The 23,935-nt window shown below is 71.6% G+C and carries 24 protein-coding genes and 1 riboswitch; of the genes, 14 read left to right on the top strand and 10 right to left on the bottom strand.

Features of this window, described 5'->3' with window-relative positions; translation table 11 throughout:
* Positions 1-53: 53 nt before the first annotated feature.
* Positions 54-971, bottom strand: a complete 918-nt coding sequence (locus ACIQE0_RS16535) for a glutaminase (RefSeq protein ID WP_366335095.1) — start codon at positions 969-971, stop codon at positions 54-56.
* Between the two features lie 10 nt (positions 972-981).
* Positions 982-1,758 (bottom strand): helix-turn-helix domain-containing protein, encoded by a 777-nt coding sequence (locus ACIQE0_RS16530; protein WP_402332544.1) that lies wholly within the window; start codon positions 1,756-1,758, stop codon positions 982-984.
* Between the two features lie 122 nt (positions 1,759-1,880).
* Between ACIQE0_RS16530 and ACIQE0_RS16525 the strand changes: the two genes are divergently transcribed.
* Both ACIQE0_RS16525 and ACIQE0_RS16520 read left to right on the top strand, forming a co-directional pair.
* Positions 1,881-2,114 (top strand): hypothetical protein, encoded by a 234-nt coding sequence (locus ACIQE0_RS16525; protein ID WP_366335098.1) that lies wholly within the window; start codon positions 1,881-1,883, stop codon positions 2,112-2,114.
* Between the two features lie 52 nt (positions 2,115-2,166).
* Positions 2,167-3,072: a 1-aminocyclopropane-1-carboxylate deaminase/D-cysteine desulfhydrase gene (locus ACIQE0_RS16520; RefSeq protein WP_402332540.1), complete on the top strand. Its 906-nt coding sequence runs from the start codon at positions 2,167-2,169 to the stop codon at positions 3,070-3,072.
* A gap of 16 nt (positions 3,073-3,088) precedes the next feature.
* On the opposite strand, the gene ACIQE0_RS16515 is transcribed toward ACIQE0_RS16520, so the two are convergent.
* Positions 3,089-4,681, bottom strand: coding sequence for a Na+/H+ antiporter (locus ACIQE0_RS16515; protein ID WP_384099418.1), 1,593 nt, complete (start codon positions 4,679-4,681; stop codon positions 3,089-3,091).
* 220 nt (positions 4,682-4,901) lie between these two features.
* Here ACIQE0_RS16515 and ACIQE0_RS16510 point away from each other — a divergent pair, with 220 nt between their 5' ends.
* From ACIQE0_RS16510 to ACIQE0_RS16495, 4 genes are all read left to right on the top strand, one after another.
* Entirely contained in the window at positions 4,902-5,162 is a 261-nt protein-coding gene (locus tag ACIQE0_RS16510) for a UBP-type zinc finger domain-containing protein (RefSeq protein WP_366335104.1), read from the top strand.
* Positions 5,163-5,232: 70 nt separating this feature from the next.
* Complete coding sequence (locus tag ACIQE0_RS16505) at positions 5,233-5,721, top strand: GNAT family N-acetyltransferase (RefSeq protein ID WP_366335106.1); 489 nt, start codon at positions 5,233-5,235, stop codon at positions 5,719-5,721.
* A 304-nt stretch (positions 5,722-6,025) separates the two neighbouring features.
* Positions 6,026-6,439 (top strand): anti-sigma regulatory factor, encoded by a 414-nt coding sequence (locus tag ACIQE0_RS16500; RefSeq protein WP_366335108.1) that lies wholly within the window; start codon positions 6,026-6,028, stop codon positions 6,437-6,439.
* A gap of 43 nt (positions 6,440-6,482) precedes the next feature.
* Positions 6,483-7,448 carry an RNA polymerase sigma factor SigF gene (locus tag ACIQE0_RS16495; protein ID WP_366335235.1) on the top strand — a complete coding sequence of 322 codons (966 nt, stop codon included), beginning with the start codon at positions 6,483-6,485 and terminating at the stop codon, positions 7,446-7,448.
* Between the two features lie 390 nt (positions 7,449-7,838).
* Here the strand turns inward: ACIQE0_RS16495 and ACIQE0_RS16490 are convergent, their stop codons facing one another.
* Positions 7,839-8,300: a hypothetical protein gene (locus tag ACIQE0_RS16490; RefSeq protein ID WP_366335110.1), complete on the bottom strand. Its 462-nt coding sequence runs from the start codon at positions 8,298-8,300 to the stop codon at positions 7,839-7,841.
* 95 nt (positions 8,301-8,395) lie between these two features.
* Here ACIQE0_RS16490 and ACIQE0_RS16485 point away from each other — a divergent pair, with 95 nt between their 5' ends.
* The gene (locus tag ACIQE0_RS16485; protein WP_366335112.1) at positions 8,396-9,379 is read left to right on the top strand and encodes a diacylglycerol kinase family protein; all 984 of its coding nucleotides are present in this window, start codon (positions 8,396-8,398) and stop codon (positions 9,377-9,379) included.
* A gap of 320 nt (positions 9,380-9,699) precedes the next feature.
* The gene (locus ACIQE0_RS16480) at positions 9,700-9,957 is read left to right on the top strand and encodes a WhiB family transcriptional regulator (protein WP_003983230.1); all 258 of its coding nucleotides are present in this window, start codon (positions 9,700-9,702) and stop codon (positions 9,955-9,957) included.
* A gap of 182 nt (positions 9,958-10,139) precedes the next feature.
* On the opposite strand, the gene ACIQE0_RS16475 is transcribed toward ACIQE0_RS16480, so the two are convergent.
* Positions 10,140-11,615, bottom strand: coding sequence for a sensor histidine kinase (locus ACIQE0_RS16475; protein WP_402332534.1), 1,476 nt, complete (start codon positions 11,613-11,615; stop codon positions 10,140-10,142).
* A 372-nt stretch (positions 11,616-11,987) separates the two neighbouring features.
* Positions 11,988-12,611, bottom strand: a complete 624-nt coding sequence (locus ACIQE0_RS16470) for a TetR/AcrR family transcriptional regulator (RefSeq protein WP_402332531.1) — start codon at positions 12,609-12,611, stop codon at positions 11,988-11,990.
* A 140-nt stretch (positions 12,612-12,751) separates the two neighbouring features.
* Between ACIQE0_RS16470 and ACIQE0_RS16465 the strand changes: the two genes are divergently transcribed.
* Entirely contained in the window at positions 12,752-13,525 is a 774-nt protein-coding gene (locus ACIQE0_RS16465; RefSeq protein WP_402332528.1) for an SDR family oxidoreductase, read from the top strand.
* 195 nt (positions 13,526-13,720) lie between these two features.
* Positions 13,721-14,503: a glucosamine-6-phosphate deaminase gene (gene nagB, locus ACIQE0_RS16460; RefSeq protein ID WP_366335120.1), complete on the top strand. Its 783-nt coding sequence runs from the start codon at positions 13,721-13,723 to the stop codon at positions 14,501-14,503.
* A gap of 272 nt (positions 14,504-14,775) precedes the next feature.
* Here nagB and ACIQE0_RS16455 read toward each other — a convergent pair whose 3' ends face one another.
* From ACIQE0_RS16455 to ACIQE0_RS16440, 4 genes are all read right to left on the bottom strand, one after another.
* Positions 14,776-16,302: a glycoside hydrolase family 3 protein gene (locus tag ACIQE0_RS16455; protein ID WP_402332525.1), complete on the bottom strand. Its 1,527-nt coding sequence runs from the start codon at positions 16,300-16,302 to the stop codon at positions 14,776-14,778.
* A 3-nt stretch (positions 16,303-16,305) separates the two neighbouring features.
* Entirely contained in the window at positions 16,306-17,136 is an 831-nt protein-coding gene (locus ACIQE0_RS16450) for a carbohydrate ABC transporter permease (RefSeq protein ID WP_402332523.1), read from the bottom strand.
* The gene (locus ACIQE0_RS16445) at positions 17,133-18,107 is read right to left on the bottom strand and encodes a carbohydrate ABC transporter permease (RefSeq protein ID WP_402332520.1); all 975 of its coding nucleotides are present in this window, start codon (positions 18,105-18,107) and stop codon (positions 17,133-17,135) included. Before ACIQE0_RS16445 ends, ACIQE0_RS16450 begins: the two co-directional genes overlap by 4 nt.
* Before the next feature lie 117 nt (positions 18,108-18,224).
* Entirely contained in the window at positions 18,225-19,493 is a 1,269-nt protein-coding gene (locus ACIQE0_RS16440; protein WP_402332517.1) for an extracellular solute-binding protein, read from the bottom strand.
* A 244-nt stretch (positions 19,494-19,737) separates the two neighbouring features.
* Between ACIQE0_RS16440 and ACIQE0_RS16435 the strand changes: the two genes are divergently transcribed.
* The 4 genes from ACIQE0_RS16435 (at position 19,738) to ACIQE0_RS16420 (ending at position 23,556) form a co-directional block, all read left to right on the top strand.
* A complete protein-coding gene (locus ACIQE0_RS16435) occupies positions 19,738-20,499 on the top strand; it encodes a GntR family transcriptional regulator (protein ID WP_402332514.1) in 762 nt (253 codons plus the stop codon).
* A gap of 307 nt (positions 20,500-20,806) precedes the next feature.
* On the top strand, positions 20,807-21,067 hold the full coding sequence (locus ACIQE0_RS16430; RefSeq protein WP_366335132.1) for a DUF3311 domain-containing protein: 261 nt from the start codon (positions 20,807-20,809) through the stop codon (positions 21,065-21,067).
* Complete coding sequence (gene mctP, locus ACIQE0_RS16425; RefSeq protein WP_366335134.1) at positions 21,064-22,728, top strand: monocarboxylate uptake permease MctP; 1,665 nt, start codon at positions 21,064-21,066, stop codon at positions 22,726-22,728. The genes ACIQE0_RS16430 and mctP overlap by 4 nt, the downstream gene beginning before the upstream one ends.
* Before the next feature lie 300 nt (positions 22,729-23,028).
* Entirely contained in the window at positions 23,029-23,556 is a 528-nt protein-coding gene (locus ACIQE0_RS16420) for a GNAT family N-acetyltransferase (RefSeq protein WP_366335136.1), read from the top strand.
* 102 nt (positions 23,557-23,658) lie between these two features.
* A riboswitch (cobalamin riboswitch) is annotated at positions 23,659-23,809 on the top strand.
* The last annotated feature ends 126 nt before the right edge of the window (positions 23,810-23,935 follow it).

The following is a 23,935-nucleotide window of genomic DNA, read 5'->3' as shown; positions in this document are numbered from 1 at the left end:
GCCCGCGGGGCCACCGCCCCGCCCGGCTGCACGGAACGCCGTTGGCGAGGGGCCTAGAAGATCGACCATCCCGTCAGCGTCGTGAAGTGGTCCAGCGCCGCCATGCCGGCCACCGAGTTCCCCCGCGCGTCCAGCCCCGGGCTCCACACGCACAGCGTGCACCGTCCGGGCACCACGGCCACGATGCCGCCGCCCACGCCGCTCTTCGCCGGCAGCCCGACCCGGTACGCGAACTCCCCCGCCGCGTCGTAGGTCCCGCAGGTCAGCATGACCGCGTTGATCCGCTTGGCCTCGCGCGCCTCCAGCAGCCGGCTCCCGTCGGCCCGCAGCCCGTGCCGGGCCAGGAACCCGCCGGCCACCGCCAGGTCCCGGCACGACATCTCGATCGAGCACTGCCAGAAGTAGTGCTCGATCACGCTCGGCACCGGGTTCTCCAGGTTGCCGAACGACGCCATGAAGTGCGCCAGGGCCGCGTTGCGGTCCCCGTGGTCGGCCTCGGAACCCGCCACGGTCTGGTCGAACGCCAGCTCCGCGTTGCCGCTCTCGGCCTGGAGGAACTCCAGCATCGAGGTGCTCGCGTCACCGGTCATCGTCAGCAGCCGGTCGGTCACCACCAGCGCACCGGCGTTGATGAAAGGATTCCGCGGGATGCCGTTCTCCCACTCCAGCTGCACCAGCGAGTTGAACGGCGTCCCCGAGGGCTCCCGCCCGACCCGCTGCCAGATGTCCTCGTGCCCGTGGGACCCGGCCATCACCAAGGCCAGCGAGAACGCCTTGGAGATCGACTGGACCGAGAACGGGATCTCCCAGTCACCGGTCCCGTAGACCTCGCCGTTGATGTCGGCTACCGCGATCCCGAACCGGTCCGGGGACACCTCCGCCAACGCCGGAATGTAGTCGGCGACGTGCCCGCGCCCCACGAACGGCCTCGCATAGGCCGCTACCTCCTCAAGAACGGCCTGGTAGTCCATAACGGACACGCTAACCCGCCCGGAGGAGCGCCCTCATAGGAGCCCCCGCCAGCGACTTCACCTCGCGCGCCAGATGGGCCTGGTCCGCGTACCCGGCGCGCGCCGCGACCTCGGCGTACGGGACGCCGGCGCGGGCCAGTTCCAGCGCCCGCACCAGCCGCAGCACCCGGCCCAGCGTCTTCGGCCCGTACCCGAACACCGCCAGGCTGTGCCGGTGCAGTTGCCGTTCGCCCATCCCGGCCAGGCGGGCCGCCTCGGCCACCGGCCGGCCGCGCCCGAGCGCGGCCACGATCGCCCCGGTACGCGCGGACCGCCCCGGCAGCGCGCCGGGCCCGCCGGCGCCTTCTCCGCCCGCCCGCAGCCGGTCCCGCGCCGCCGCCTCCAGCACGGCCCCGGGACCGGCGCTCTCCGCCGCCCGCTCGGCCAGTTCCCGGGCCCGCCGGGCGCCCCACAGCTCCGCCAACGGCACGCGCCGGTCGCGCAGTTCGTGCGCCGGCACCCCGAAGACCGCGGGCCCCTGCCCCGGTGCGAACCGCAGGCCCACCCACCGCGTCCCGGCCGCCACGGCCTCGTCCGCGGGCTGCGGCCCGGTGTCCGGCCCGGCCACCAGCAGCCGCCCCCTGCTCCAGATCAGGTCCGTGCAGCCGTCGGGCAGCACCGGGTCGGCGCCCGGCACCGTGGTGGTGGTCCACAGCACCGCCCCCGCCAGCCGTGACGCCCGCTCCCGATAGGCCCCGCGAACCGGTCGCCGGGATTCCGCTCCGCCTGCGCCAACCGGGTCGTCCATGTCGCGCTCCTCCCCAACATCCCGCAGCCTGGCACGGGAACCCCACGGCCGTCCCCGCCGTTGATCCCCTACGAAACCGACACCGACCGGGCCGCACCGGCCCGTACGCCAGGGAGGCAGCAATGTCCGGGTTTCTCGACCGCGCCAAGGAGCAGGCCAAGCAGGGACTGGCCCAAGGCAAGCAGAAGGTCGACGAGTTGCAGCAGCAGCGCGCAGGCAACGACCTGCTGAGGAAGCTCGGCGCCGCCTACTACGCGGAGCGGCGCGGCAGCGGCACTCCCGATGCCACCCAGAGCGCCCTCACCGCCCTCGAAGCCCACATCAGCACGCACGGCGACGGCTTCCTGCGCGGCTGACGACCGCGCCCCTCCACGCACCCCCGTCCCCTCCCCCTCCCCTCCGCTCCCCGTGACCAGCGCCCTTCCCCAGATACTGCGGCCCCACCTCCCCTCGCCGCTCCAGCCCGTCGACGACGGGCCGTTCACCCGCCGCGGCGTCCGCCTCGTCCTCAAACGGGACGACCTCATCCACCCCGCCCTCCCCGGCAACAAGTGGCGCAAGCTGGCCCCCAACCTGCGCGCCGCCGCCGAGGCCGGCGACCGTGCGCTGCTCACCTTCGGGGGCGCGTACTCCAACCACCTGCGTGCCACGGCCGCGGCCGGCCGGCTGCTGGGCCTGTCCACGATCGGCGTGGTCCGCGGCGACGAACTGGCCACCGCCCCGCTCAACTGGTCACTGGCCCGCTGCGCCGCCGACGGGATGCGCCTGCACTTCGTCGACCGCACCGCCTACCGCCGCAAGTCCGACCCGGACGTCCTCGCCGCCCTCCGGGACCGCTTCGGCGCCTTCCGCGTCATACCGGAGGGCGGCAGCAACGCGCTGGCCGCGCAGGGCTGCGCGGAGTTGGGCCGGGAGCTGCGCGGGCGAGCCGACACCGTCGCGGTGGCGTGCGGGACCGGCGGCACGCTGGCCGGGCTCGCCGCCGGACTCGGGCCCGGCCGGCGCGCGCTGGGCGTCCCGGTCCTCAAGGGCGGCAGCCCGCACTTCCTCCACGAGGAGGTCGCGGCGCTCCAGCGCGCGGCCTTCGGCGGGATACGCGGCGACTGGACGCTGGCGGAGGACTTCCACTTCGGCGGCTACGCCCGCCGCACCCCGGAGTTGGACGCGTTCGCCGACGCCTTCGAGGAGCGGCACGGCCTGCCCGTCGAGCGGGTCTACGTCGCCAAGCTGCTGTTCGCGCTGACCGCCCTCGTCGAGCGGGGCGCCTTCCCGCCCGGCAGCACCGTCGCCGCCGTCGTCACCGGCACCCCGTAGGCGGCCCGCCGGCCGGTCACGGCGCGCCCTCCCGATAGGCCGCCGCCTCCTCCAGGTCCAGCCGCCGCAGCAGCGTCCGCATCATCTCGTCGTCGATGCGCCGGGCGTCCCGCAGTTCGACGAAGACCCGCCGTTCGACGTCGATCACCTCCCGGGACAGCCGCCGGTAGGTGTCGTCGGCGGACTCCCCGGTCACCTCGTTCACCGCGCCCAGCCGTTCCCACACCGCGTTGCGGCGCCGTTCCAGGACGGTGCGCAGCCGGTCGGCGAGCGGCCCGGGCAGGGCGTTGCGCTCGTCCTGGAGCAGGGCGTCGAGCCGGGCCTCCGCGGCCCGGGACGCCTCGTTCTGGGCCTGCGCCTCGATCAGCGTCTCGGCCTGTGCGTCGCGGTCGGGCAGCCGCAGCAGCCGGATCAGCGGCGGCAGCGTCAGCCCCTGGACGACGAGGGTGCCGATGACGGTGGTGAAGGTCAGGAAGAGCACGAGGTTGCGGGCCGGGAAGGGGCCGCCGTCGTGCACCGTGGCGGGGATCGAGAAGGCGATGGCCAGCGAGACCACCCCGCGCATCCCGGCCCAGCCGACGATGACCGGCGCGGCCCAGGTGGTGTCCGGTTCGCGGGCGCGGATCCGGGCCGACAGCAGCCGCGGCAGGTACGTGGCGGGGAAGACCCAGGCGAAGCGCGCCAGCACCACGACGGCGAACACCACCGCCGCGTACCCGAGGGCCTCGGCGGTGCTGAACTCCCCCAGGCCCCGCAGCACGACCGGCAGTTGGAGCCCGATCAGCGCGAAGACCGCGGACTCCAGCACGAAGGAGACCATCTTCCAGACGGCCTCCTCCTGGAGCCGGGTCTCGAAGTCCACCTGCCAGGAGCGGTGGCCCAGGTAGAGGCCGACCACCACGACGGCCAGCACCCCGGAGGCCCCGACCTGTTCGGCGGCGGCGTACGCGGTGAACGGAATGAGCAGCGAGAGGGTGTTCTCCAGGAGCGCCGAGGCCCGCAGCCGGCAGCGGAGCCAGTGCAGCGGCACCATCAGCACCACGCCGATCCCGATGCCGCCCAGGGACGCCACGGCGAACTCCTTCAGGCCCTGGCCCCAGGTGGCGCTGACGCCGACGGCGGCGGCCAGCGCCACCCGGTACGCGGTGATCGCGGTGGCGTCGTTGACCAGCGACTCGCCCTGGAGGATCGTCGTGATCCGGTGCGGCAGGCCCAGTCTGCGGGCGATCGCGGTGGCCGCGACGGCGTCCGGCGGGGCGACGACGGCGCCCAGGACGAGCGCCGCGGTCAGCGGCAGACCCGGGATGACCAGGTACGCCACGTACCCGACGACCAGCGTCGCGAACAGCACATAGCCGACCGAGAGCATCGCCACCGGCCGCAGGTTGGCCCGCAGGTCCAGGTAGGAGCTGTCCAGCGCGGCGGTGTGCAGCAGCGGGGGCAGCAGCAGCGGCAGCACGACGTGCGGATCGAGGGTGTAGTCCGGGACGCCCGGGATGTACGCGGCGACGAGCCCCGCGGCGACCAGCAGGAGCGGCGCCGGCACCGGTGTCCGCCGCGCCAGCCCGGCGACCCCCGCGCTGCCCGCGACCAGCAGCAACAGCGGCATCACGTTCACGCCCGCACCGTCCCCACGCTCCGCCGCCGGCCGTCCCGGCGATCTAGTCTGGCCATCATGAGCGAGTGCAGCGAGCGAATCACGAATGGGTGCCCGCCTCGTGCGTGCGAGGCGGAACGGAGCGGGGCTTCGGCATGAGCGAGCGCAGCGGGCGAATCGTCCAGGGGTGCGCGCCTCGCGTCTGCGAGGCCGAGCGGAGCGGGGCTTCGGCATGAACGCGTGCACGCACCTTTCCGGGCTCCCGGATGCCGGGCCGGCGCCGGCGAGCGAGACCTGTCTGGAGTGCCTGGCCGTCGGCAGCCACCCGGTGCAGCTGCGGCTGTGCCTGGTGTGCGGGCACGTCGGCTGCTGCGACTCCTCGCCGTACCGGCACGCCACCGGGCACTACGAGGAGACCGGCCATGCGGTGATGCGGTCGCTGGAGCCGGGTGCGTCGTGGCGGTGGTGCTATGTGGACCAGGTGCTGGTCTGACGCGCACCGCGGGGTGCGGGGGCGGGTACCGCCGCGGGGCCCTCGGGGGCGGTGGGTCTAGCCTTGCGGCATGATCCGCGAAGCGACGCCCGACGACGTCCCGGTCCTGCTCGCCATGATCGGCGAACTCGCCGCCTACGAACGGGCCCCCGAGTCCGCGCAGGCCACCGAACCGCAGCTGGCCGAGGCCCTGTTCGGCCCGCAGCCGGCCGCGTTCGCACTGCTCGCGGAGGAGGCCGGCGCACCGGTCGGCTACGCCCTGTGGTTCCGGAACTTCTCGACGTGGACGGGCACGCACGGTGTCTATCTGGAGGACCTGTTCGTCCGCCCCGGGGCGCGCGGCGGCGGCCACGGCAGAGCGCTGCTGACGGCCCTGGCGCAGCTCTGCGTGACGCGCGGGTACCAGCGTTTCGAGTGGTCGGTCCTGGACTGGAACGAACCGTCCCTCGGCTTTTTCCAGTCGGTCGGCGCCCGGCCCATGGACGAATGGCGGGGCTTCCGGCTCACTGGAGACGCGCTGCACTCCCTCGCGGAGAGCACGCCTTCCAACGGAGCGTAATCGGCCTCGAATTGGCGGCTCCAACCCCTACCACCGTCCGTGCCTGAGGTTTTACACTCTGTAACAGACGTGGCGTCGGTGAGCCGCCGGTCGACGTCCGAGGGGCTGCCCTGCTCCTTCCGGGCGACATCGGCCCGCCGATCGCGGTAGCGTCACAGCCGTACCACAGCCGCGCCGGATCGTTCTCCTGAGCACGTGGAAGGGGAACCGCCCGGCACGGATGCCCGAAGAACGCGAAGTAGCGAACGCTAGAGCTTCATCACGCATTTCAGCTCTACCAGCTTGTGCCACCTTGGAGGTGAGGGTGTCCCAGATCGCAGGCGAGCCCGGGACTCAGGACTTCGTGGAAGTCCGGTTGCCCGCTGCGGGTGCCTACCTGTCAGTGCTGCGTACGGCCACGGCCGGTCTCGCAGCCCGCTTGGACTTCACCCTCGACGAAATCGAGGATCTGCGCATCGCGGTGGACGAGGCCTGCGCGATCCTGCTGCAACAGGCCGTCCCCGGCAGCGTGCTCAGCTGCGTCTTCCGGCTCATCGACGACGCGCTGCAGGTGACGGTGTCGGCCCCGACGACCGACGGCCGCGCCCCCGAGCGCGACACCTTCGCCTGGACGGTGCTCTCCGCACTGGCCGGCAAGGTCGATTCGGACGTCGCCGAGGACCGTACGGTCACCATCAGTCTCTACAAGGAGCGCGGCGCCGGTCCCGGACCGTCATGACTGAACAGGGGGCCCCGTGAAAGATCTCGAACGCGGCGCGAGGATGGCGGCGGGCGCGGTCATCCCCGGGCAGCACGCCCGGCCGCACCCGGTGGGAGCGGACGACCACGGCGGCCGGTTGGACGCGGCGGAGCAGGCAGAGCGGGCGGACCACATGGACCACAGCGAGCAGCAGGACCGGCAGGCCGACCGGCAGGATCCGCCGGCCGCCGGCGACCGGCCCCAGGACGGGCATGCCCAGGGGCCGGCGGATCCGCACGACCGCGGCGGCGCCCGTGCGATGTTCTACGAGCTGCGCGCGCTGCCCGCGGGCTCCCCGGAGCGCGCGGAGCTGCGCAACACCCTGGTGCGGATGCACCTGCCGCTGGTCGAGCACCTGGCCCGGCGGTTCCGCAACCGCGGTGAGCCGCTCGACGACCTGACCCAGGTCGCCACGATCGGCCTGATCAAGTCGGTGGACCGGTTCGACCCGGACCGCGGCGTGGAGTTCTCCACGTACGCCACGCCCACGGTCGTCGGGGAGATCAAGCGGCACTTCCGCGACAAGGGCTGGGCGGTCCGGGTCCCGCGCCGCCTCCAGGAGCTGCGGCTGTCGCTGACCACCGCGACCGCCGAGCTGTCCCAGCGGCACGGCCGGGCGCCCACGGTCCACGAACTGGCCGAGCACCTGGGGATCTCCGAGGAGGAGGTCCTGGAGGGCCTGGAGTCGGCGAACGCGTACAGCACCCTGTCGCTGGACGTCCCGGACACCGACGACGAGTCCCCGGCGGTCGCCGACACCCTCGGCGCGGAGGACGAGGCGCTGGAGGGCGTGGAGTACCGCGAGTCCCTCAAGCCGCTGCTGGAGGACCTCCCGCCGCGCGAGAAGAAGATCCTGCTGCTGCGGTTCTTCGGCAACATGACCCAGTCGCAGATCGCCCAGGAGGTCGGCATCTCCCAGATGCACGTCTCCCGTCTGCTGGCCCGCACCCTGGCCCAACTCCGCGACAAGCTCCTGGTCGAGGAGTAGCCCCACCCCGGGCAGCCCTCCCCCGCGCCGCACAGACCCGCACGCCCGCACCGGACAGCCCCGCGCCTGCACCAGTCAGGACCACGCTGCCTGGCCGGGGCAGGACCACGCGACGCGGCCGGGACAAGGACCACATGCCCACCCGCCACCCCCGCGCCACGCCCCGGCCCGCCCCACCGCGGCACGGCACGCGCACGGCAACGGCACCCCGCCCCCCGATACGTCAAAGACCCGCCGAGCGCGGGAACAGCGCCCCGCCCCAACGCGTTGTGGCCCCGCAGGGGGCGGCGACATCCCCTACGGGATCCGTTCGCCCCTCCCCTACGGGGCCACTCCTGCTATCGGGACCCGCCTCCGGGCCACGGGGCCGTCTCGGCCCCTACGGGGCGCCTACGGCGCCTCCCGCGGGCCGATGCCCAGTGCCGTCGTGGCCGTCGGATTGACCAGCAGGACGAGCACGACCAGCGCCGCCACCGCCAGCGCGGCGCCGGCGGCGATCAGCACGCCGCCGCCCTTGACCAGCGTCCAGGCGACCGGCAGCGCCACGATCTGGGTGATCAGCGACGGCCCCCGGCTCCACCGGCGGCGCAGCCACAGGCCCCGCGCGGCGACCAGCGGCAGCACCGCCAGCGCCAGGATGGTCACCCCGCCCATCTCCGCCTGCTGCGGGCTGTCGGGCGTCCCGACCAGGCCGTTGATCAGCATGGAGGCTCCGAGGGCGGCCAGCGCCAGCCCCTCGACGGCGGTGAGCACCGCGGCGGCGCTCAGCCGGGCGGGCCGCGGGCCCGCCGGCTCGGGCACCGCGGGGGCGCCGGCGGCTCGCTTCGGGGACTGCTTCTGCTGACTGGTCACCCCAGCAGGGTAGCGCCGGGCCCGGGCCGGTCCGGGGGCGCCCGGAGCGCGGACGGGAGTGAGGCCGGTACCCGCAGGTAGGTACGCTGCTGCATATGCGCGCACTTCTCGTGGTCAATCCCGCAGCAACCACCACGAGCCTCCGCACCCGTGAAGTCCTCACCCACGCACTGGCCAGCGACCTCAAGCTGGAGGTCGCCGAGACGCAGTACCGCGGCCACGCCCGCGACCTGGCCCGGGAGGCCGCCGAGGGCGGGGAGACCGACCTGGTGGTGGCGCTCGGCGGCGACGGCACCGTCAACGAGGTCGTCAACGGCCTGCTGAGCACCGGGCCCGACCCGGACGCGCATCCCCGGCTGGCCGTGGTCCCCGGCGGCTCCACCAACGTCTTCGCCCGCGCCCTGGGACTGCCCAACGACGTCGTGGAGGCCACCGGCGCCCTGCTGGACGCGCTGCGCGACAAGAGCGAGCGCACGGTCGGCCTGGGCCTGGCCGCGGGCACGCCCGGCACGCCGGACGAGGGGGTGCCGGCCCGCTGGTTCACCTTCTGCGCCGGCTTCGGCTTCGACGCGGGCGTGGTCGGCCGGGTCGAGCAGCAGCGCGAGCGCGGCAAGCGGTCCACCCACGCCCTGTACGTGCGCCAGGTCGTCCGGCAGTTCCTGGGCGAGGCCAACCGCCGCGAGGGCACCATCACACTCGAACGACCGGGCGCCGAGCCGGGCACCACGGAGGTCACCGAGAACCTCGCGATGTCCATAATCTGCAACACCGCCCCCTGGTCGTACCTGGGCAACCGCCCGATCTACCCCTCCCCCGAGGCGTCCTTCGACACCGCCCTGGACCTCTTCGCGCTGGACAGGTTCTCGGTGCCGGCGGTGACCCGCTACGCCTCCCAGCTCCTCGCCTCCACACCGGACCGCGGCCCCCGGGGCAAGCACGTTCTCTCACTTCACGACCTCACCGACTTCACCTTGCATTCGCAGGTTCCCCTGCCGTTTCAGATGGACGGTGACCACTTGGGACTGCGGACGAGTGTGACGTTCACAGGCGTACGCCGTGCACTGCGTGTGATTGTGTGAGCAGTAGGGCCCAAAGTCCTTTCACTCGAACGTTTAGGCTGGCTTCCACCCCCTGGAATGACGGCTGTGAGCTAGGCGACACCAAGGAATCAAAAAAAAGTTTCCGGAAGGGGTTGTATCCGTCGCCGAGGTTTGCGAGTCTCTTCATGGCGATCGGGACGGCCGCTTTACCGGCCCCCTTGAGAGCCCGAATCCTCCTCCTCATTCCACAGGACCGCACCAGTCCTTGACTGGCTTTCGGCCCTTCCCTTGTGGAGGGATTCGTGAAAGCGTTCACATTCACAAGCAACGATCCCGTCACACGAGGAGATGGAGCAGCCATGGACTGGCGTCACCGCGCCGTTTGCCGCGAAGAAGACCCCGAGCTCTTCTTCCCCATCGGCAACACCGGTCCCGCGCTGCTGCAGATCGAGGAAGCCAAGGCCGTCTGCCGCCGCTGCCCCGTCATGGAGCAGTGCCTGCAGTGGGCGCTCGAGTCCGGTCAGGACTCTGGCGTCTGGGGTGGTCTGAGCGAGGACGAGCGCCGCGCCATGAAGCGCCGTGCAGCTCGCAACCGGGCGCGCAACGCCAGCGCCTGAGCCAGCCTCCCCGTGGCCCCCGAGCCGCAGCGCGCAGTACCTTCGATGCCCGCCCGGTGAGACCCGGTCGATATCGCATCGCTACAGCTTTGAGCCCCGGACCGACTTCGGTCCGGGGCTTGTTGCTGTGCCGAGGGGCCGGCGGAGGGCGGGAGCCCGGGGCTCCCGCTGTGATCCTCCGCTCAGTGCTTCTTCTTCTCGGCCCGTACGGGGATGTCGAGGAGCACCTGGGTGCCGCCCTCGGGCCGGCGGGTCATGTCGAATGTTCCGCCCAACTCCCCCTCCACCAGGGTCCGTACGATCTGCAGCCCCAGGTTTCCGGCGCGGTGCGGGTCGAATCCCTCGGGCAGCCCGCGGCCGTTGTCCTGGACGGTGACCAGCAGCCGGGGCTCGATGCGGCTGCCGCCGCGCACCGCGGCGACCTCGACGGCGCCGTGCTGCACCTGCTCGAAGGCGTGCTCCAGGGCGTTCTGGAGCACCTCCGTGAGCACCATCGACAGCGGGGTGGCCACCTCGGCCTCCAGGATGCCGAAGCGTCCGGTGCGGCGGGTGGTCACCTTCCCCGGGGCGATCTCCGCGACCATGGCCAGGACCCGGTCGGCGATCTCGTCGAACTCCACCCGCTCGTCAAGGGTCTGGGAAAGCGTCTCGTGCACGATCGCGATCGAACCGACCCTGCGCACGGCCTCGTTGAGGGCCTCGCGTCCCTGCTCGGAATCCATTCGGCGGGACTGCAACCGCAGCAGGGCGGCGACGGTCTGGAGATTGTTCTTCACCCGGTGGTGAATTTCCCGGATGGTGGCGTCTTTGGTGATCAGTTCCCGTTCCCGGCGGCGCAGTTCGGTGACGTCGCGCAACAGGACCAGTGAACCGATATGCGTTCCTTTGGGTTTGAGGGGGATGGCCCGCAATTGGATCACCCCGTCGTTACCCTCGACCTCGAATTCCCGCGGCGCCCAGCCGCTGGCCAGTTTGACCAGCGCCTCGTCCACCGGGCCGCGGGCCGGGGCCAGTTCGGCGGTGGTCTGGCCGAGGTGGTGGCCCACGAGGTCGGCGGCGAGGCCGAGGCGGTGGTAGGCGGAGAGCGCGTTGGGGCTGGCGTACTGGACGACACCGTCGGCGTCGAGCCGGATCAGTCCGTCGCCGGCGCGCGGCGAGGCGTCCATGTCGACCTGCTGACCAGGGAAGGGAAACGTTCCGGCAGCGATCATCTGGGCCAGGTCGGAGGCACTCTGGAGGTAGGTCAGCTCCAGCCGGCTGGGGGTCCGCACGGTCAGCAGATTGGTGTTCCGGGCGATCACCCCGAGCACCCGGCCCCCGCGGCGGACCGGGATGGACTCGACCCGCACCGGCACCTCCTCGCGCCACTCGGGGTCGCCCTCGCGGACGATGCGGCCCTCGTCCAGGGCGCAGTCCAGCATCGGGCGGCGGCCCCGGGGGACGAGGTGGCCGACCATGTCGTCCTGGTAGGAGGTCGGTCCGGTGTTGGGCCGCATCTGGGCGACCGACACGTAGCGCGTGCCGTCGAGGGTGGGGATCCACAGGACGAGGTCGGCGAAGGAGAGGTCGGAGAGCAACTGCCACTCCGAGACCAGCAGGTGCAACCACTCCAGGTCGGAATCGCTGAGAGCGGTGTGCTGGCGTACGAGATCGTTCATCGAGGGCACATCTCGGAGCCTACCGGCGTACCGTACGGGTTGTGTCTGCACGCCCATGGACAGACAAGAATGGTCTAGTCCAGAATGTGCGGTGCGGCACTCCGGGGGAACCCCCGAACCGCTGGAACCTCCGTTCTCCCCGCACAGGAGGGCGGACCGAGGTCCACGGCGCTCTCTGCCCTGACTGCGCCCGGACCTCCGATCGACCGGTCCCGGGACGGGGCCGTGCCCCCTACCGCACTGGGGGCACCAACCGCCCGCACTACGGGGCCGGCCGATGTCAGCTCCGGGCTGCGGTGCCGGACAGGTTGAGGGTCCTGTCCCGGCGCCGCGGCCCGCGGGTGTTTTCGGGGGCCTGACCCCGCGGGCGCTTTAGGCCCGCTCCCTCTGCTGCGGCCAGGCGCACATCGCCAGGGCGGCGACCGTCTCCAGCGTGGCGCGGTCCGCGCCGTCCCGCGCGGACTGCGACATCCCGGCGATGACCGCGCTCACATACGCGGCCAGCGCGCCGGCGTCGGTGCCGGCGGGGAGTTCGCCGGTGGCGACGTCCGCCCGGATCGCGCGCTCGACCTCCTGGGTGTTGGACTGCCGCTTCTCCCGCAGGGACGCGGCGACCTCGGCGGAGGCGGGGGCGGTGTTCAGCGCGGCGCTGATCACCATGCAGCCCCGCGGGCGGTCCGGGACGGTGTACTCGACCGCGGCCTCGCGCAGGGCGCGCTCGACGCCGCGGCGGGCGGTCGACTCCTCGGCCAGGGCACGGGAGATGAAGCCGCCGTACTGCTCCCCGTACACCGCTATCGCCTCGCCGAACAGGGCCCGCTTGTCGCCGAAGGCGGCGTAGAGGCTGGGGGCGCTGATCCCCATCTCGCGGGTGAGGTCGGAGATGGACGTGGATTCGTAGCCGTACTCCCAGAAGGACCGGATCGCCTTCTCCAGGGCCGTGTCCCGGTCGAAGGAGCGGGGTCGGCCGCGCTGCTTGGTCTCTTTGGCCACCATGGAGTGAATTTTATAGCGGTCGGTAAGAAACGCGTGCTACGGTTTTTATGTAGCGATCGATAAAGAAATCGTTCGCGGGGCGAGCGGGTGCGCGCGCCGACGGTGCATGCGGACGCACGGACGAAGGGGAGGGGCCCGCGATGGGGGCACTTGAGGGGAAGACGGCACTGGTGACGGGCGGCGGCCGGGGGATCGGCCGGGCGATCTCGGAGCGGCTGGGCCGGGACGGCGCGCGGGTCGGCGTGCACTTCGGGAGCGACGAGACGGCGGCGAAGGAGACGGCCGCGGCGATCGAGGCGGCGGGCGGCGAGGCGTTCACGCTCCGCGCCGCACTGGGGGCGGCGGGGGACGCCGAGGCACTGTGGACGGCGTTCGACGCGCACGCCGAGGGGCTGGACATCCTGGTCAACAACGCCGGGATCAACAAGACGTTGGACGGAGCGCTGCGCCCCTTCGGCGCGATGACACGCGCCGATGTCGAGCACCTCTTCGCGGTCAACGCCACCGCGCCGTACTTCGTGATCCAGGAGGGCCTGTCCCGGCTGCGGGACGGCGGACGGGTCGTCAATCTCTCCACGCGGCTGACGCACGGCGCGACCAAGTCCGAACTGATCGCCTATGCGATGTCCAAGGGCCCGGTCGACATCCTGACCCGCTCCCTGGCGAAGGAGCTCGGCCCCCGCGGCATCACGGTCAACGCGGTGGCACCGGGCGCGGTCGACACGGAGATGAACGCCGCCTGGCTGCGCGGCGAGGAGAACGCCGAGGCGCGCGCCGCGACCGCAGCGCTCTCCCCGCTGGGGCGGGTCGCGGACGCCACCGATATCGCCGACATCGTGGGGTTCCTCGCCTCGGACGACAGCCGGTGGGTGACGGGCCAGTGGATAGACGCCACGGGCGGCGCCCTGCTGTGACCGTCCGGCGTCCCGGCCCCGGTTGCGCGCCGCTCCCCCACCCGCGGCCGCAGGCCATGGACCGGTCACCGGACCGATGGTGAACGGCCCGGAAAACGTGCCCTGCCGTTCAACGGCGACACAGGACCGCGACCACCCGCCTCTGCTAGATTGGTCTATACCACATAGCCCATTCTTCAGAACGGCAGGCCAAGCGTGGAAGTTGTCATCGTCCCGGACGCCACGGCAGGCGGCGAGCTCATCGCGGAGGCCATGGCCACCCTGATGCGCCGCAAGCCCGAGGCGCTGCTCGGCGTGGCCACCGGCTCGACCCCGTTGCCCATCTACCAGGCGCTGGCGCGCAAGACCCGGGCCGGCGAGGTCGATGTCTCGCGGGCCCGGATCTGCCAGCTCGACGAGTACGTGGGTCTGCCGGCCGGACACCCCGAGTCCTACCGCTCGGTGGTGCTGCGCGAGGTGGTGGAGCCGTTGGGGCTCGACGAGAGCGCGTTCATGGGCCCGGACGGCACGGCCGAGGACGTCCAGGCCGCCTGCGAGGCCTACGACCGGGCGCTCGGCGAGGCGGGCGGGGTGGATCTCCAGCTGCTCGGCATCGGCACCGACGGGCACATCGGCTTCAACGAGCCGTGCTCGTCGCTGGCTTCCCGTACCCGCATCAAGACCCTCACCCAGCAGACCCGGGAGGACAACGCCCGCTTCTTCGACAGCCCGGACGAGGTTCCGCACCACGTCATCACCCAGGGCATCGGCACCATCCTGGAGGCCCGCCACCTGGTGCTGCTGGCCACCGGTGAGGGCAAGGCCGACGCCGTGGCCCAGGCCGTCGAGGGGCCGGTCGCCGCGCTGGTCCCGGCCTCGGCGCTGCAGTTCCACCCGCATGCGACGGTGGTCGTCGACGAAGCCGCCGCGTCCAAGCTGAAGTTGGCCGCGTACTTCCGCGCGACCTACGCCGCCAAGCCGGAGTGGCAAGGGCTCTGACGGAACCCACCGGCGGCCCGAGGGCCCGTACCCGGTGCTGGGCCCCGGTGGGGCGCCGGTGCGGGTACGGGCCCTCGGCACGTCGGGGGACGGAGAGGCGGCAGGGGCGGGAGACGGTGGGTGGCAGGGCCACCAGGCAGCAGCCCGCCACCGAGCGGCCCCCTCAGGGAGCGGCCCCCTCAGGGAGCGGGCCTCTGAGGGATCGGCCCCTCAGGAAGCGGGCCTCTAAGGACGCGGCCCCTCAGGAAGCGGGCCTTTGAGGAGTCGGCCCCTCAGGAGGCCTGTCCCGTCAGGGCCTCGGCTGCTGCCTGGGCGCAGATGCGGGCGGCGCCGTGGGTGGCGAGGTGCGGGGTGCCGCGGGGCGGGGCCTGGGGGACGCCCATTTCGACGACGGCGGTGTGGGGGCGGGCGGTCAGCAGGGCCCGCAGGGCGTCGGCCATCCACGGGTGGCGGTGGAGATCGCGGACGACGGCCACGATCGGGCGGTCGCCGGCGGCGGTGAGCAGGGTGTCGACGAGGGGGCCGGTGCCGGCCGCGGCGTCCTCGGCGCCGACGGTGGCGGTCTCGGTGCCGGGGAGGAGGCGGGTGAGTTCGGCGGCCACGCCCCAGGGGGTCTCGTCCCCGACGGCGATGTTGGCGAGCGGGGTGAACGCGGCGACGTAGGCGGGGGCGGTGAGCGGCTGGTGCGGGGTGGCGGAGGTCAGCCGGAGGGCGCGGCGGGCGGCGGTCAGACCGATCCCGGGTGCGGGCGCGGCCCCCTCCGCCGCGCCCGCGACCCGGGTCCAGTGCGCCAGGGCGCGCACCCGCGCCGCGGCGTCGGCGAGCCGTTCCTCGGGCAGTTCGCCCTCGCGTACGGCCCTGACCAGCGCGTCGCGCAGCCGCAACACGGTGTCCTCGTCGGCCAGTCCGCCGCCCACGCAGATCGCGTCGGCCCCGGCGGCGAGCGCCAGGACGCTGCCGCGTTCGATGCCGTAGGTGGCGGAGATGGCCCGCATCTCGATGCCGTCGGTGACGATCAGGCCGTCGAAGCCGAGGCCGCCCTCGGTGGCGGGGGCGCGCAGCAGTCCGTGCAGAGTGCCCGGGCTGAGCGTGGCGGGGCGTTCGGGGTCCAGTGCGGGCAGCAGGATGTGGGCGCTCATGACGGCGCGGGTGCCGGCGGCCACCGCGGCGCGGAACGGGACCAGTTCGCGTTCCCGGAGCGTGGTCAGATCGGCGGTGATGCGGGGCAGGTCGTGGTGGGAGTCGACGGCGGTGTCGCCGTGCCCGGGGAAGTGCTTGGTGCAGGCGGCGACGCCGGCGGACTGCAGTCCCTCGACGTAGGCGGCGGTGTGCCGGGCGACGAGGGCGGGGTCGGCGCCGAAGGAGCGGACGCCGATGACGGGGTTGGCGGGGTTGGAGTTGACGTCGGCGGAGGGGGCCCAGTTGAGGTTGATACCGCAGTCGGCCAGCCGGCGGCCGAGTTCGCGGGCGACATCGCGGGTGAGCGCGGTGTCGTCGACGGCGCCGAGCGCGAGGTTGCCGGGGAAGGAGGAGCCGCCGCGCACTTCGAGGCGGGTGACGTCGCCGCCCTCCTCGTCGATGGCGATGAGCAGTTCGTCGCGGACGCCGTGCAACTGACCGGTGAGGGCGGCGAGTTGCTCCGGGCTGTGCACGTTGCGGCCGAAGAGGGCGACGCAGGCCAGGCCCTCGTCGAGGCGGCGCAGCAGCCAGTCCGGCGCGGTGGTGCCGGTGAAGCCGGGCTGGAGGACGGCGAGCGCGTCCCGGGTGAGGGCGTCGGTCGGGCGGATGACGGTGGCCATGGGCTATCCCTTCACTGCGCCGGAGGTGAGACCGCCGACCGCCTTGCGCTGGAGGAACAGGAAGAGGATCAGGATCGGGACGGCGAAGAGCGAGGCGGCGGCCATGGTGGCGCCCCAGTCGTCCCCGAACTGGGTCTGGAACTGGGAGAGCCACAGCGGCAGGGTGCCGGCGCCGGGCTCCTTGTTGAGCACCAGGACCAGGGGGAACTCGTTCCAGGCGGTGATGAAGCCGAAGAGGGAGGTGGCCATCAGACCGGGGGCCAGCAGCGGCAGGACGACCTTGACGAACGCCTGGCGGCGCGAGCAGCCGTCGACCATCGCGGACTCCTCCAACTCCTTGGGCACCGCGGCGACATACCCGCGGAGCGTGAGGAGGGTGAAGGGGAGCACCATCAGCATGTAGAAGAAGGTGAGCGGCAGCAGGCTGTTGAGCAGGTCGGCGTCCCGGACGATCAGGTAGATCGAGATCACCATGACCTCCCAGGGCGCCATCTGGGCGACCATGAAGGTCAGCAGGATGCCCTTGCGGCCCTTGAACCGCATCCGTGCGATGGCGAACGAGCCGCACAGCGCGATGACCAGGGAGAGGCCGACGGCGAGGACGGTGACGGTGACCGAATTGGTCGCCAGCCGCCAGAAGTTGGGGGCGTTCACGGCCGTCGCGAAGTGCGCGAAGGTGCCGTGGAACGGGAACCACACGGGGTCCTCGCTGAGGATGTCCCCGGTCGGCTTGAAGGCCGTGGCGAACATCCAGTACACGGGGAAGACGAAGCCGAGGGCGAGGACGGCGGCGGTCGCGTTGGGCCAGATCCGGCCGGCGAGTGAGCGCTTCACAGCGCGTCCTCCTCTTGCTTGAGCGTCAGGCGCAGGTAGTACGCGGTGAGGGCGAGCAGCACCACGATGGTCAGGACGGAGATCGCGGCGCCCATGCCGAAGTGGAGGTTGCCGACGCCCTCGGTGAAGGCGTAGATCGGCAGCGTCTCGGTGAGCCGGTCCGGGCCGCCCTGGTTGATCGCGAAGATCTGCGGGAACGCCTTGAAGACCCAGATGACTTCGAGGAACGTCGTGGCGAGGAAGAAGGGGCGCAGGAAGGGGAAAGTGACGGAGGTGAAGACCTTCCAGGTGCCGGCGCCGTCCATCCGGGCCGCTTCGTAGAGCTCCTTGGGGATGGTCGTGGTGGCCGCGTAGAGGTTGAGGGCCACGAAGGGCAGCGACTGCCAGACGATCAGGACGGTGATGACGAAGAAGGTCGAGAACTGGGTTCCGACCCAGTCGTAGTGGGCCATGGAGTGCCAACCGAGCCGGGCGAGCACCCAGTTGACGACGCCGTAGCGGGAGTCGAAGAGCCACTGGAAGACGGTGGTGGCGGCGATCGACGGCATCGCCCAGGCCAGCACCAGTGCCGCCGACAGCGCCAGCCGCATCTTCGTCCCGAGTCGGGCCAGCAGCAGGCCGAGCAGGGTGCCGAGCACCATGATCAGCACGACGTTGGCGGCGGTGAAGACGATGGTGCGGGCGGTGACCCGCCAGAACTGGTCGCTGCCCAGGATCTCCTGATAGTTGCCCAGGCCCCGCCAGTCGGTGAGGTGCTGGATCAGCTCCTTCATGTTGAGGTTCTGGAAGGAGAGCACCAGGTTGCGGACGAGGGGCCAGCCCAGGAAGACCGCGGTGGCGAGCAGGGCCGGGAGCAGCAGGAGGTACGGCGCGCCGCGGGCGATCCGCCGACCGTCGGGGCCGGGCGGGGCGCCGCCCTTGCGGGTCCGCGGCGCGGTCCTCCCGGCCGCCTCGTCGAGCTGCACTGCCATCAGCTGTGGTCCCCTCGTTCCCGTGGATGCGCCTGTGGTTCCCGCGGTGGCGGCCGCCGGACCCGGAGCCGGGCGTACGGGCCGGGGGTGGCCGGCCCGTACGCGTCCGGTGGCCGGCTACTGCTTGGCGAGCCGGGTGTTGAGCTCGGGCTCGATGTCCTTGGCGGCGTCGGTCGGTGCCTTACCGTTCAGGACCGCGGTCATGTAGTTCTTGATCGGGTTCGGCACGTTCTCGACCGCGGCCCACTGGGGGATCAGCGGGGTGGTGCCGCCGGCCTTCTCGGCGGCCGGGGCGGCGGCAGCGGCGGCCGGGTTGTCCTTGGCGGCGCCGGCCAGGGCCGGGGACTTGGGCGTCCAGCCGGACTCCTTCACCATCTGGGCGTCGTTGTCCTTGGAGAGGGCGACCTTGAGGAATTCCTTGGCGAGTTCCTGGTTCTTGCTCATTCCGGCGACGGCGAAGTTGGAGCCGCCGAGGAATACGCCCTCGGGCTTGTCCGCGGTCTCGCCGGGAATGGTGAAGAATCCGATGTCGTCCTTGATCTGCGGGTTGGCCTTGATGGCGGTGGCGGCTTCGTAACCCATGGCGATCATGGCGCCGGTCTTCCCCTTGGCGAAGATCTCGGCCTGTTGCGGGGTGGCCTCGTCCTTGTTCTTGGGGGCGCTGCTGAACGCCATGTACTGCTTGTAGATGTCCATCGCCTTGGCGACCTTGGCGTCACCGAAATTGGAGACCCACTTGCCGCCTTCCCGCTTCACCAGTTGCGCACCGGTGCCGATGGTCAGGCCGTCGAGGAAGTACCAGTTCTGACCCGGCAGATAGAGCGGATCGGCTTGGGTCTTCTTCTTGATGGTGTCGAAGTCGTGGAAGAGCTCGGCACGGGTGGTGGGGGTCTTCTCGATCCCGGCCGCGGCCCAGATCTTCTTGTTGTACATCACCACGCGGTTGCCGGCGAACCACGGCAGGGCGTACTGCTTTCCGTCCACCACCGCGGCCTTGTTGAAGGCGTCGTTCCAGTCGGCGCCGATCTGCTTCTTCAGGTCACCGAGGTCGACCAGGGCGCCGGCCTTGGCATAGGCGGCGGTCTGGGTGTTGCCGATCTCGACGACGTCCGGCGGGGTGTCCTCGGAAAGGGCGGTGCTCAGCTTCTGCTGAATGCCATTCCACTGCTGGACCTTGAATTCGACGGTGGCGCCGGTCTTCTTCTTGAACTGCTCGGAAACCTGCTTCGTCCATTGCTCCGGATTAGAGCCGGACATCACCCAGACAGTCAGCTTCTGGCCTTTGAAGCCGTCGGCGCCCGCATTCTTTCCGCCGCTCGACCCACAGGCAGCGACGCTCACCAGCATTCCCGCGACCGCGGTCGCCGCTATGAGCCCACGCTTCATTGCGCTCTCCCCACTCAAGGACGGGTGTGGCTTTAATGGTTTAGACCAGTTCCCGCAGCTTGGCCTAGACCTTTAGGGGTGTCAAGGGTGTATAAGAGTCGCTGTCAGGTCCGTTACCGGACCGACATCTGGGGCGGGCCGGTACCCGCGTGGACACCTGGGCATCCGGCCCGTGCCACGATGTGAGCCGCTACGTACGGAGGAGCCGGTGACGGCAGCACGACAGACATCGGAGAGGCGGGTCATGAACACCGAGGCGGGCAGCGCCGAGAACGGCGGCACAGGCGCGCGGTCCGCCCGGGTACCCAAGTACTACCGGCTCAAGCGGCACTTGCTGGAGATCACCGAGACCCTGCCGCCCGGCACCCCGGTTCCGCCCGAGCGCACCCTTGCCGCGGAGTTCGACACCTCCCGCACCACGGTCCGCCAGGCCCTCCAGGAACTCGTCGTCGAGGGCCGCCTGGAGCGCATCCAGGGCAAGGGCACCTTCGTCGCCAAGCCCAAGGTCTCCCAGGCGCTCCAACTGACCTCCTACACCGAGGACATGCGGGCCCAGGGCCTGGAGCCGGCCTCCCAACTGCTGGACATCGGCTACGTCACCGCCGACGACCGGCTGGCCGAACTGCTGGACATCACCCCCGGCGGCCGGGTGCTGCGCATCGAGCGGCTGCGGCTGGCCAGCGGCGAGCCGATGGCCATCGAGACCACCCACCTGTCCGCCAAGCGGTTCCCCGCGCTCCGCCGCAACCTCGTCAAGTACACCTCGCTCTACACCGCACTGGCCGAGGTCTACGACGTCCGGCTCGCGGAGGCCGAGGAGACCATCGAGACCTCGCTGGCCACCCCGCGCGAGGCCGGACTGCTGGGCACCGACGTCGGACTGCCGATGCTGATGCTCTCCCGGCACTCCCTGGACGCCCAGGGGCAGCCGGTGGAGTGGGTGCGCTCGGTCTACCGCGGCGACCGCTACAAGTTCGTCGCCCGCCTCCGGCGCCCGGCGGACTGAGCACCCGTCCGCCCCGGGGTCCGCACCCCGGGGCCCGGTCCGCACACCGGGCCACCTCCGCTCCGCTCCGCCCCGCCCTGCCCCGTCCCGTCTCGTCCCGTCCCCGGACGTACGGATTCCGGAAGGCCGCCACTCGGCCCCCGCCGCGCCCCACCAGGCAACCCCCGCCCCACGCACCGGAAGCCCCCAACTCCCTTACGGTCACTGCTGAATACCGATATGCGGACAGCTAGTGACGCGCGCCACGACCCTGGCATAGATTTCCAGCCGATCACCCAGGAGTTCACCAGGGACGGGAGCCACGGCCATGGCCGAGAAAGCCGCATCACCGGACCACAGACCGATCGTCACCCCCACACGCGTGGTGGCCGGATTGTGCCTGCTCGCCCCGTTCGTCGCGATGCTGTGGGTGAGTTCGTACGCGAGGATCGAGCCGACGCTGATCGGGATCCCGTTCTTCTACTGGTACCAGATGGCGTGGGTGCTGATCTCGACGGCGCTGACGTCCGTCGCCTACAAGCTGGTCCAGCGTGAGCAGCGCGCCCGCAAGGGCGGTGCGGCCCGATGACGTTCCCGCACACCGCGCTCGCCGCGGCCCCCCAGGGCGTCGACGGGGTGGCCCTCACCGTCTTCGTCCTCTTCTTCCTCGCCGTCACGGTCATGGGCTTCCTGGCCGCGCGCTGGCGCAAGGCCGAGCAGTCCGCCAACCTCGACGAATGGGGGCTGGGCGGACGCAGCTTCGGCACCTGGGTCACGTGGTTCCTGCTCGGCGGCGACCTCTACACCGCGTACACCTTCGTGGCCGTCCCGGCGGCGATCTACACGGCGGGCGCGTCCGGCTTCTTCGCCGTCCCGTACACCATCCTGGTCTATCCGCTGATCTTCACCTTCCTGCCCCGGCTGTGGTCGGTCTCGCACCGCCACGGCTACGTCACCACCTCCGACTTCGTCCGCGGACGCTTCGGCTCCAAGGGCCTGTCGCTGGCCGTGGCACTGACCGGCCTGCTCGCCACGATGCCCTACATCGCGCTCCAACTCGTCGGCATCCAGGCCGTCCTGGACGTCATGGGGGTCGGCGGCGGGGAGCACGCCAACTGGTTCGTCAAGGACCTCCCGCTGCTGATCGCGTTCGCCGTGCTGGCCGCGTACACCTACTCCTCGGGCCTGCGGGCGCCCGCGCTGATCGCGTTCGTCAAGGACGGGCTGATCTACCTCGTCATCGCGGTGGCGATCATCTACATCCCGATCAAGCTGGGCGGCTTCGACGAGATCTTCCACGCGGCCGGCAAGGCCCTCGCCCAGCCCGGGCCCACCGGCAAGCCGCGCGGTGAACTGGCCAGCGGCCCCAACGCCCAGTGGGCGTACGCCACTCTGGCACTCGGCTCGGCGCTGGCGCTGTTCATGTACCCGCACTCGATCACCGCGACGCTCTCCTCGCGCAGCCGCAACGTCATCCGCCGCAACACCACCATCCTCCCGCTCTACTCCCTGATGCTGGGCCTCCTCGCCCTGCTCGGCTTCATGGCGCTGAAGGCCGGGACGGACACCCACGGCAATGCGCAGCTGGCGATCCCGCAGCTGTTCGCGGACATGTTCCCGAGCTGGTTCGCGGGCGTGGCGTTCGCCGCGATCGGCATCGGTGCGCTGGTGCCCGCCGCGATCATGTCGATCGCCGCCGCCAACCTCTTCACCCGGAACGTCTACAAGGACTTCCTGAAGCCCACCGCCACGCCCGAGCAGGAGCACAAGGTCGCCAAGCTGGTCTCCCTCCTGGTCAAGGTCGGCGCCCTGGCCTTCGTCCTGACCATGGACAAGACCGTCGCCATCAACTTCCAGCTGCTGGGCGGCATCTGGATCCTGCAGACCATGCCGGCGCTGGTCGGCGGCCTGTTCACCCGCTGGTTCCACCGCTGGGCGCTGCTGGCCGGCTGGGCGGTCGGCATGGTCTACGGCACCCTCGCCGCGTACGGCGTCGCCAGCCCGACGCAGAAGCACTTCGGCGGCTCCAGCGCGGAGATCCCCGGCATCGGCCAGATCGGCTACATCGGCTTCACCGCCTTCGTCCTGAACGTGTTGGTGACGGTCGTGCTGACGCTCGTCCTGAAGGCCCTCAAGGCCCCTGACGGCGCCGACGAGACCGTCCCCGACGACTACACCGCCGACCGCGGCGACAAGGGCGTCACGCCCGACCTGCCGCCGGCCCCGGCGGAGGCACCGGCCGGGCACTGACCCCGAACACCCCTCACTGGTCGCCGCGCATCCCCGGACGCGCGGCGGCCCGCCGGTCTACGTCAGCTCCAGCCACCCGCCCTCTTCCTCGCGGGCATGTATCCGGGCGGTCTCCTCGAAGTGTTCGGGGGACATGCGGGGCGGCCGGTCGGTGGGCGGGGCCATGGAACTTCCTCCTTCCGCGCTCGGGTTGGAGTGGGACGACAGCTGCTTCCGACCATAGCGGCGGGCACTGACAGTCACCGGCACACGTCCAACGCCCCGCCTCCGCATCTCGGTTGGCGCCGCCACACTGGTCTCATGAACATCACGATCAGGCCCATACGCCAGGCGGAGTTCGAGACGGTCGGGGAGCTGGTGGTGGAGGTGTACCTGGCCGACGGCCTGCTGACCGGGGCGGACGATCCGTATGCGGCGGTGCTGCGGGACGTGGCGCACCGGGTGGCGCACGCCGAGGTGCTGGTGGCCGTGGACGGACAGGGCGGGGCAGACGGGACGGACAGGTCGGACGGGACGGTGCTCGGGGCGGTGACGTTCGCCGCATACGGGAGTCCGTACGCGGATCTGGCCGGGCCCGGGGAGGGCGAGTTCCGGATGCTGGCGGTGCGGAGCGAGGGGCGCGGGCGCGGCGTCGGTGAGGCGCTGGTGCGGGCCTGCCTGGCGCGGGCGCGGACGCTGGGGCTGCGCGGGATGGTGCTGTCGAGCCAGCGGCACCTGCTGCCGGCGCACCGGCTCTACCACCGGCTGGGGTTCGTACGGGCGGCCGAGCGGGACTGGAACCCGGTCCCGGAGGTGCGGCTGTGGGCGTTCGCCCAAGAGCTGGCCTGAGGCGTTTTCCGGCGGTGGACGGGCGGTGCGGCGGTTGGTGCGCCCGTAGGAACGGCATGAGCTACGACACAAGATGTGGGGGTGCATGCTGGGAGCAACACAAGATGTATGCTCTTCCTCGCTGTCGCCCGCAGGGGAATCCGGTGCGAATCCGGAACTGTCCCGCAACGGTATGAGAGCGCAGGATACGGCCCGTTTCATGGGGAATCCGCGCTCCCGAGTCCGAAGACCTGCCGATGGTACGTCCGCACCGCCATCGGTGCGGCGTCGAGACGTCCGGGCCCCGAGGGATGGGTCGGTGGACGGAGCGCGGCCGGCCCGCGCACCCCGGTTCACCGCGGGGTGCCCCCTTGCCTGCCCGCGCGCCGTTGCAGCCGCC

Origin of the sequence: Streptomyces sp. NPDC093097, assembly GCF_044754325.1 — a bacterium.
Classification (GTDB): Bacteria; Actinomycetota; Actinomycetes; order Streptomycetales; family Streptomycetaceae; genus Streptomyces.
This window is presented reverse-complemented; position numbering and strand designations above follow the sequence as displayed.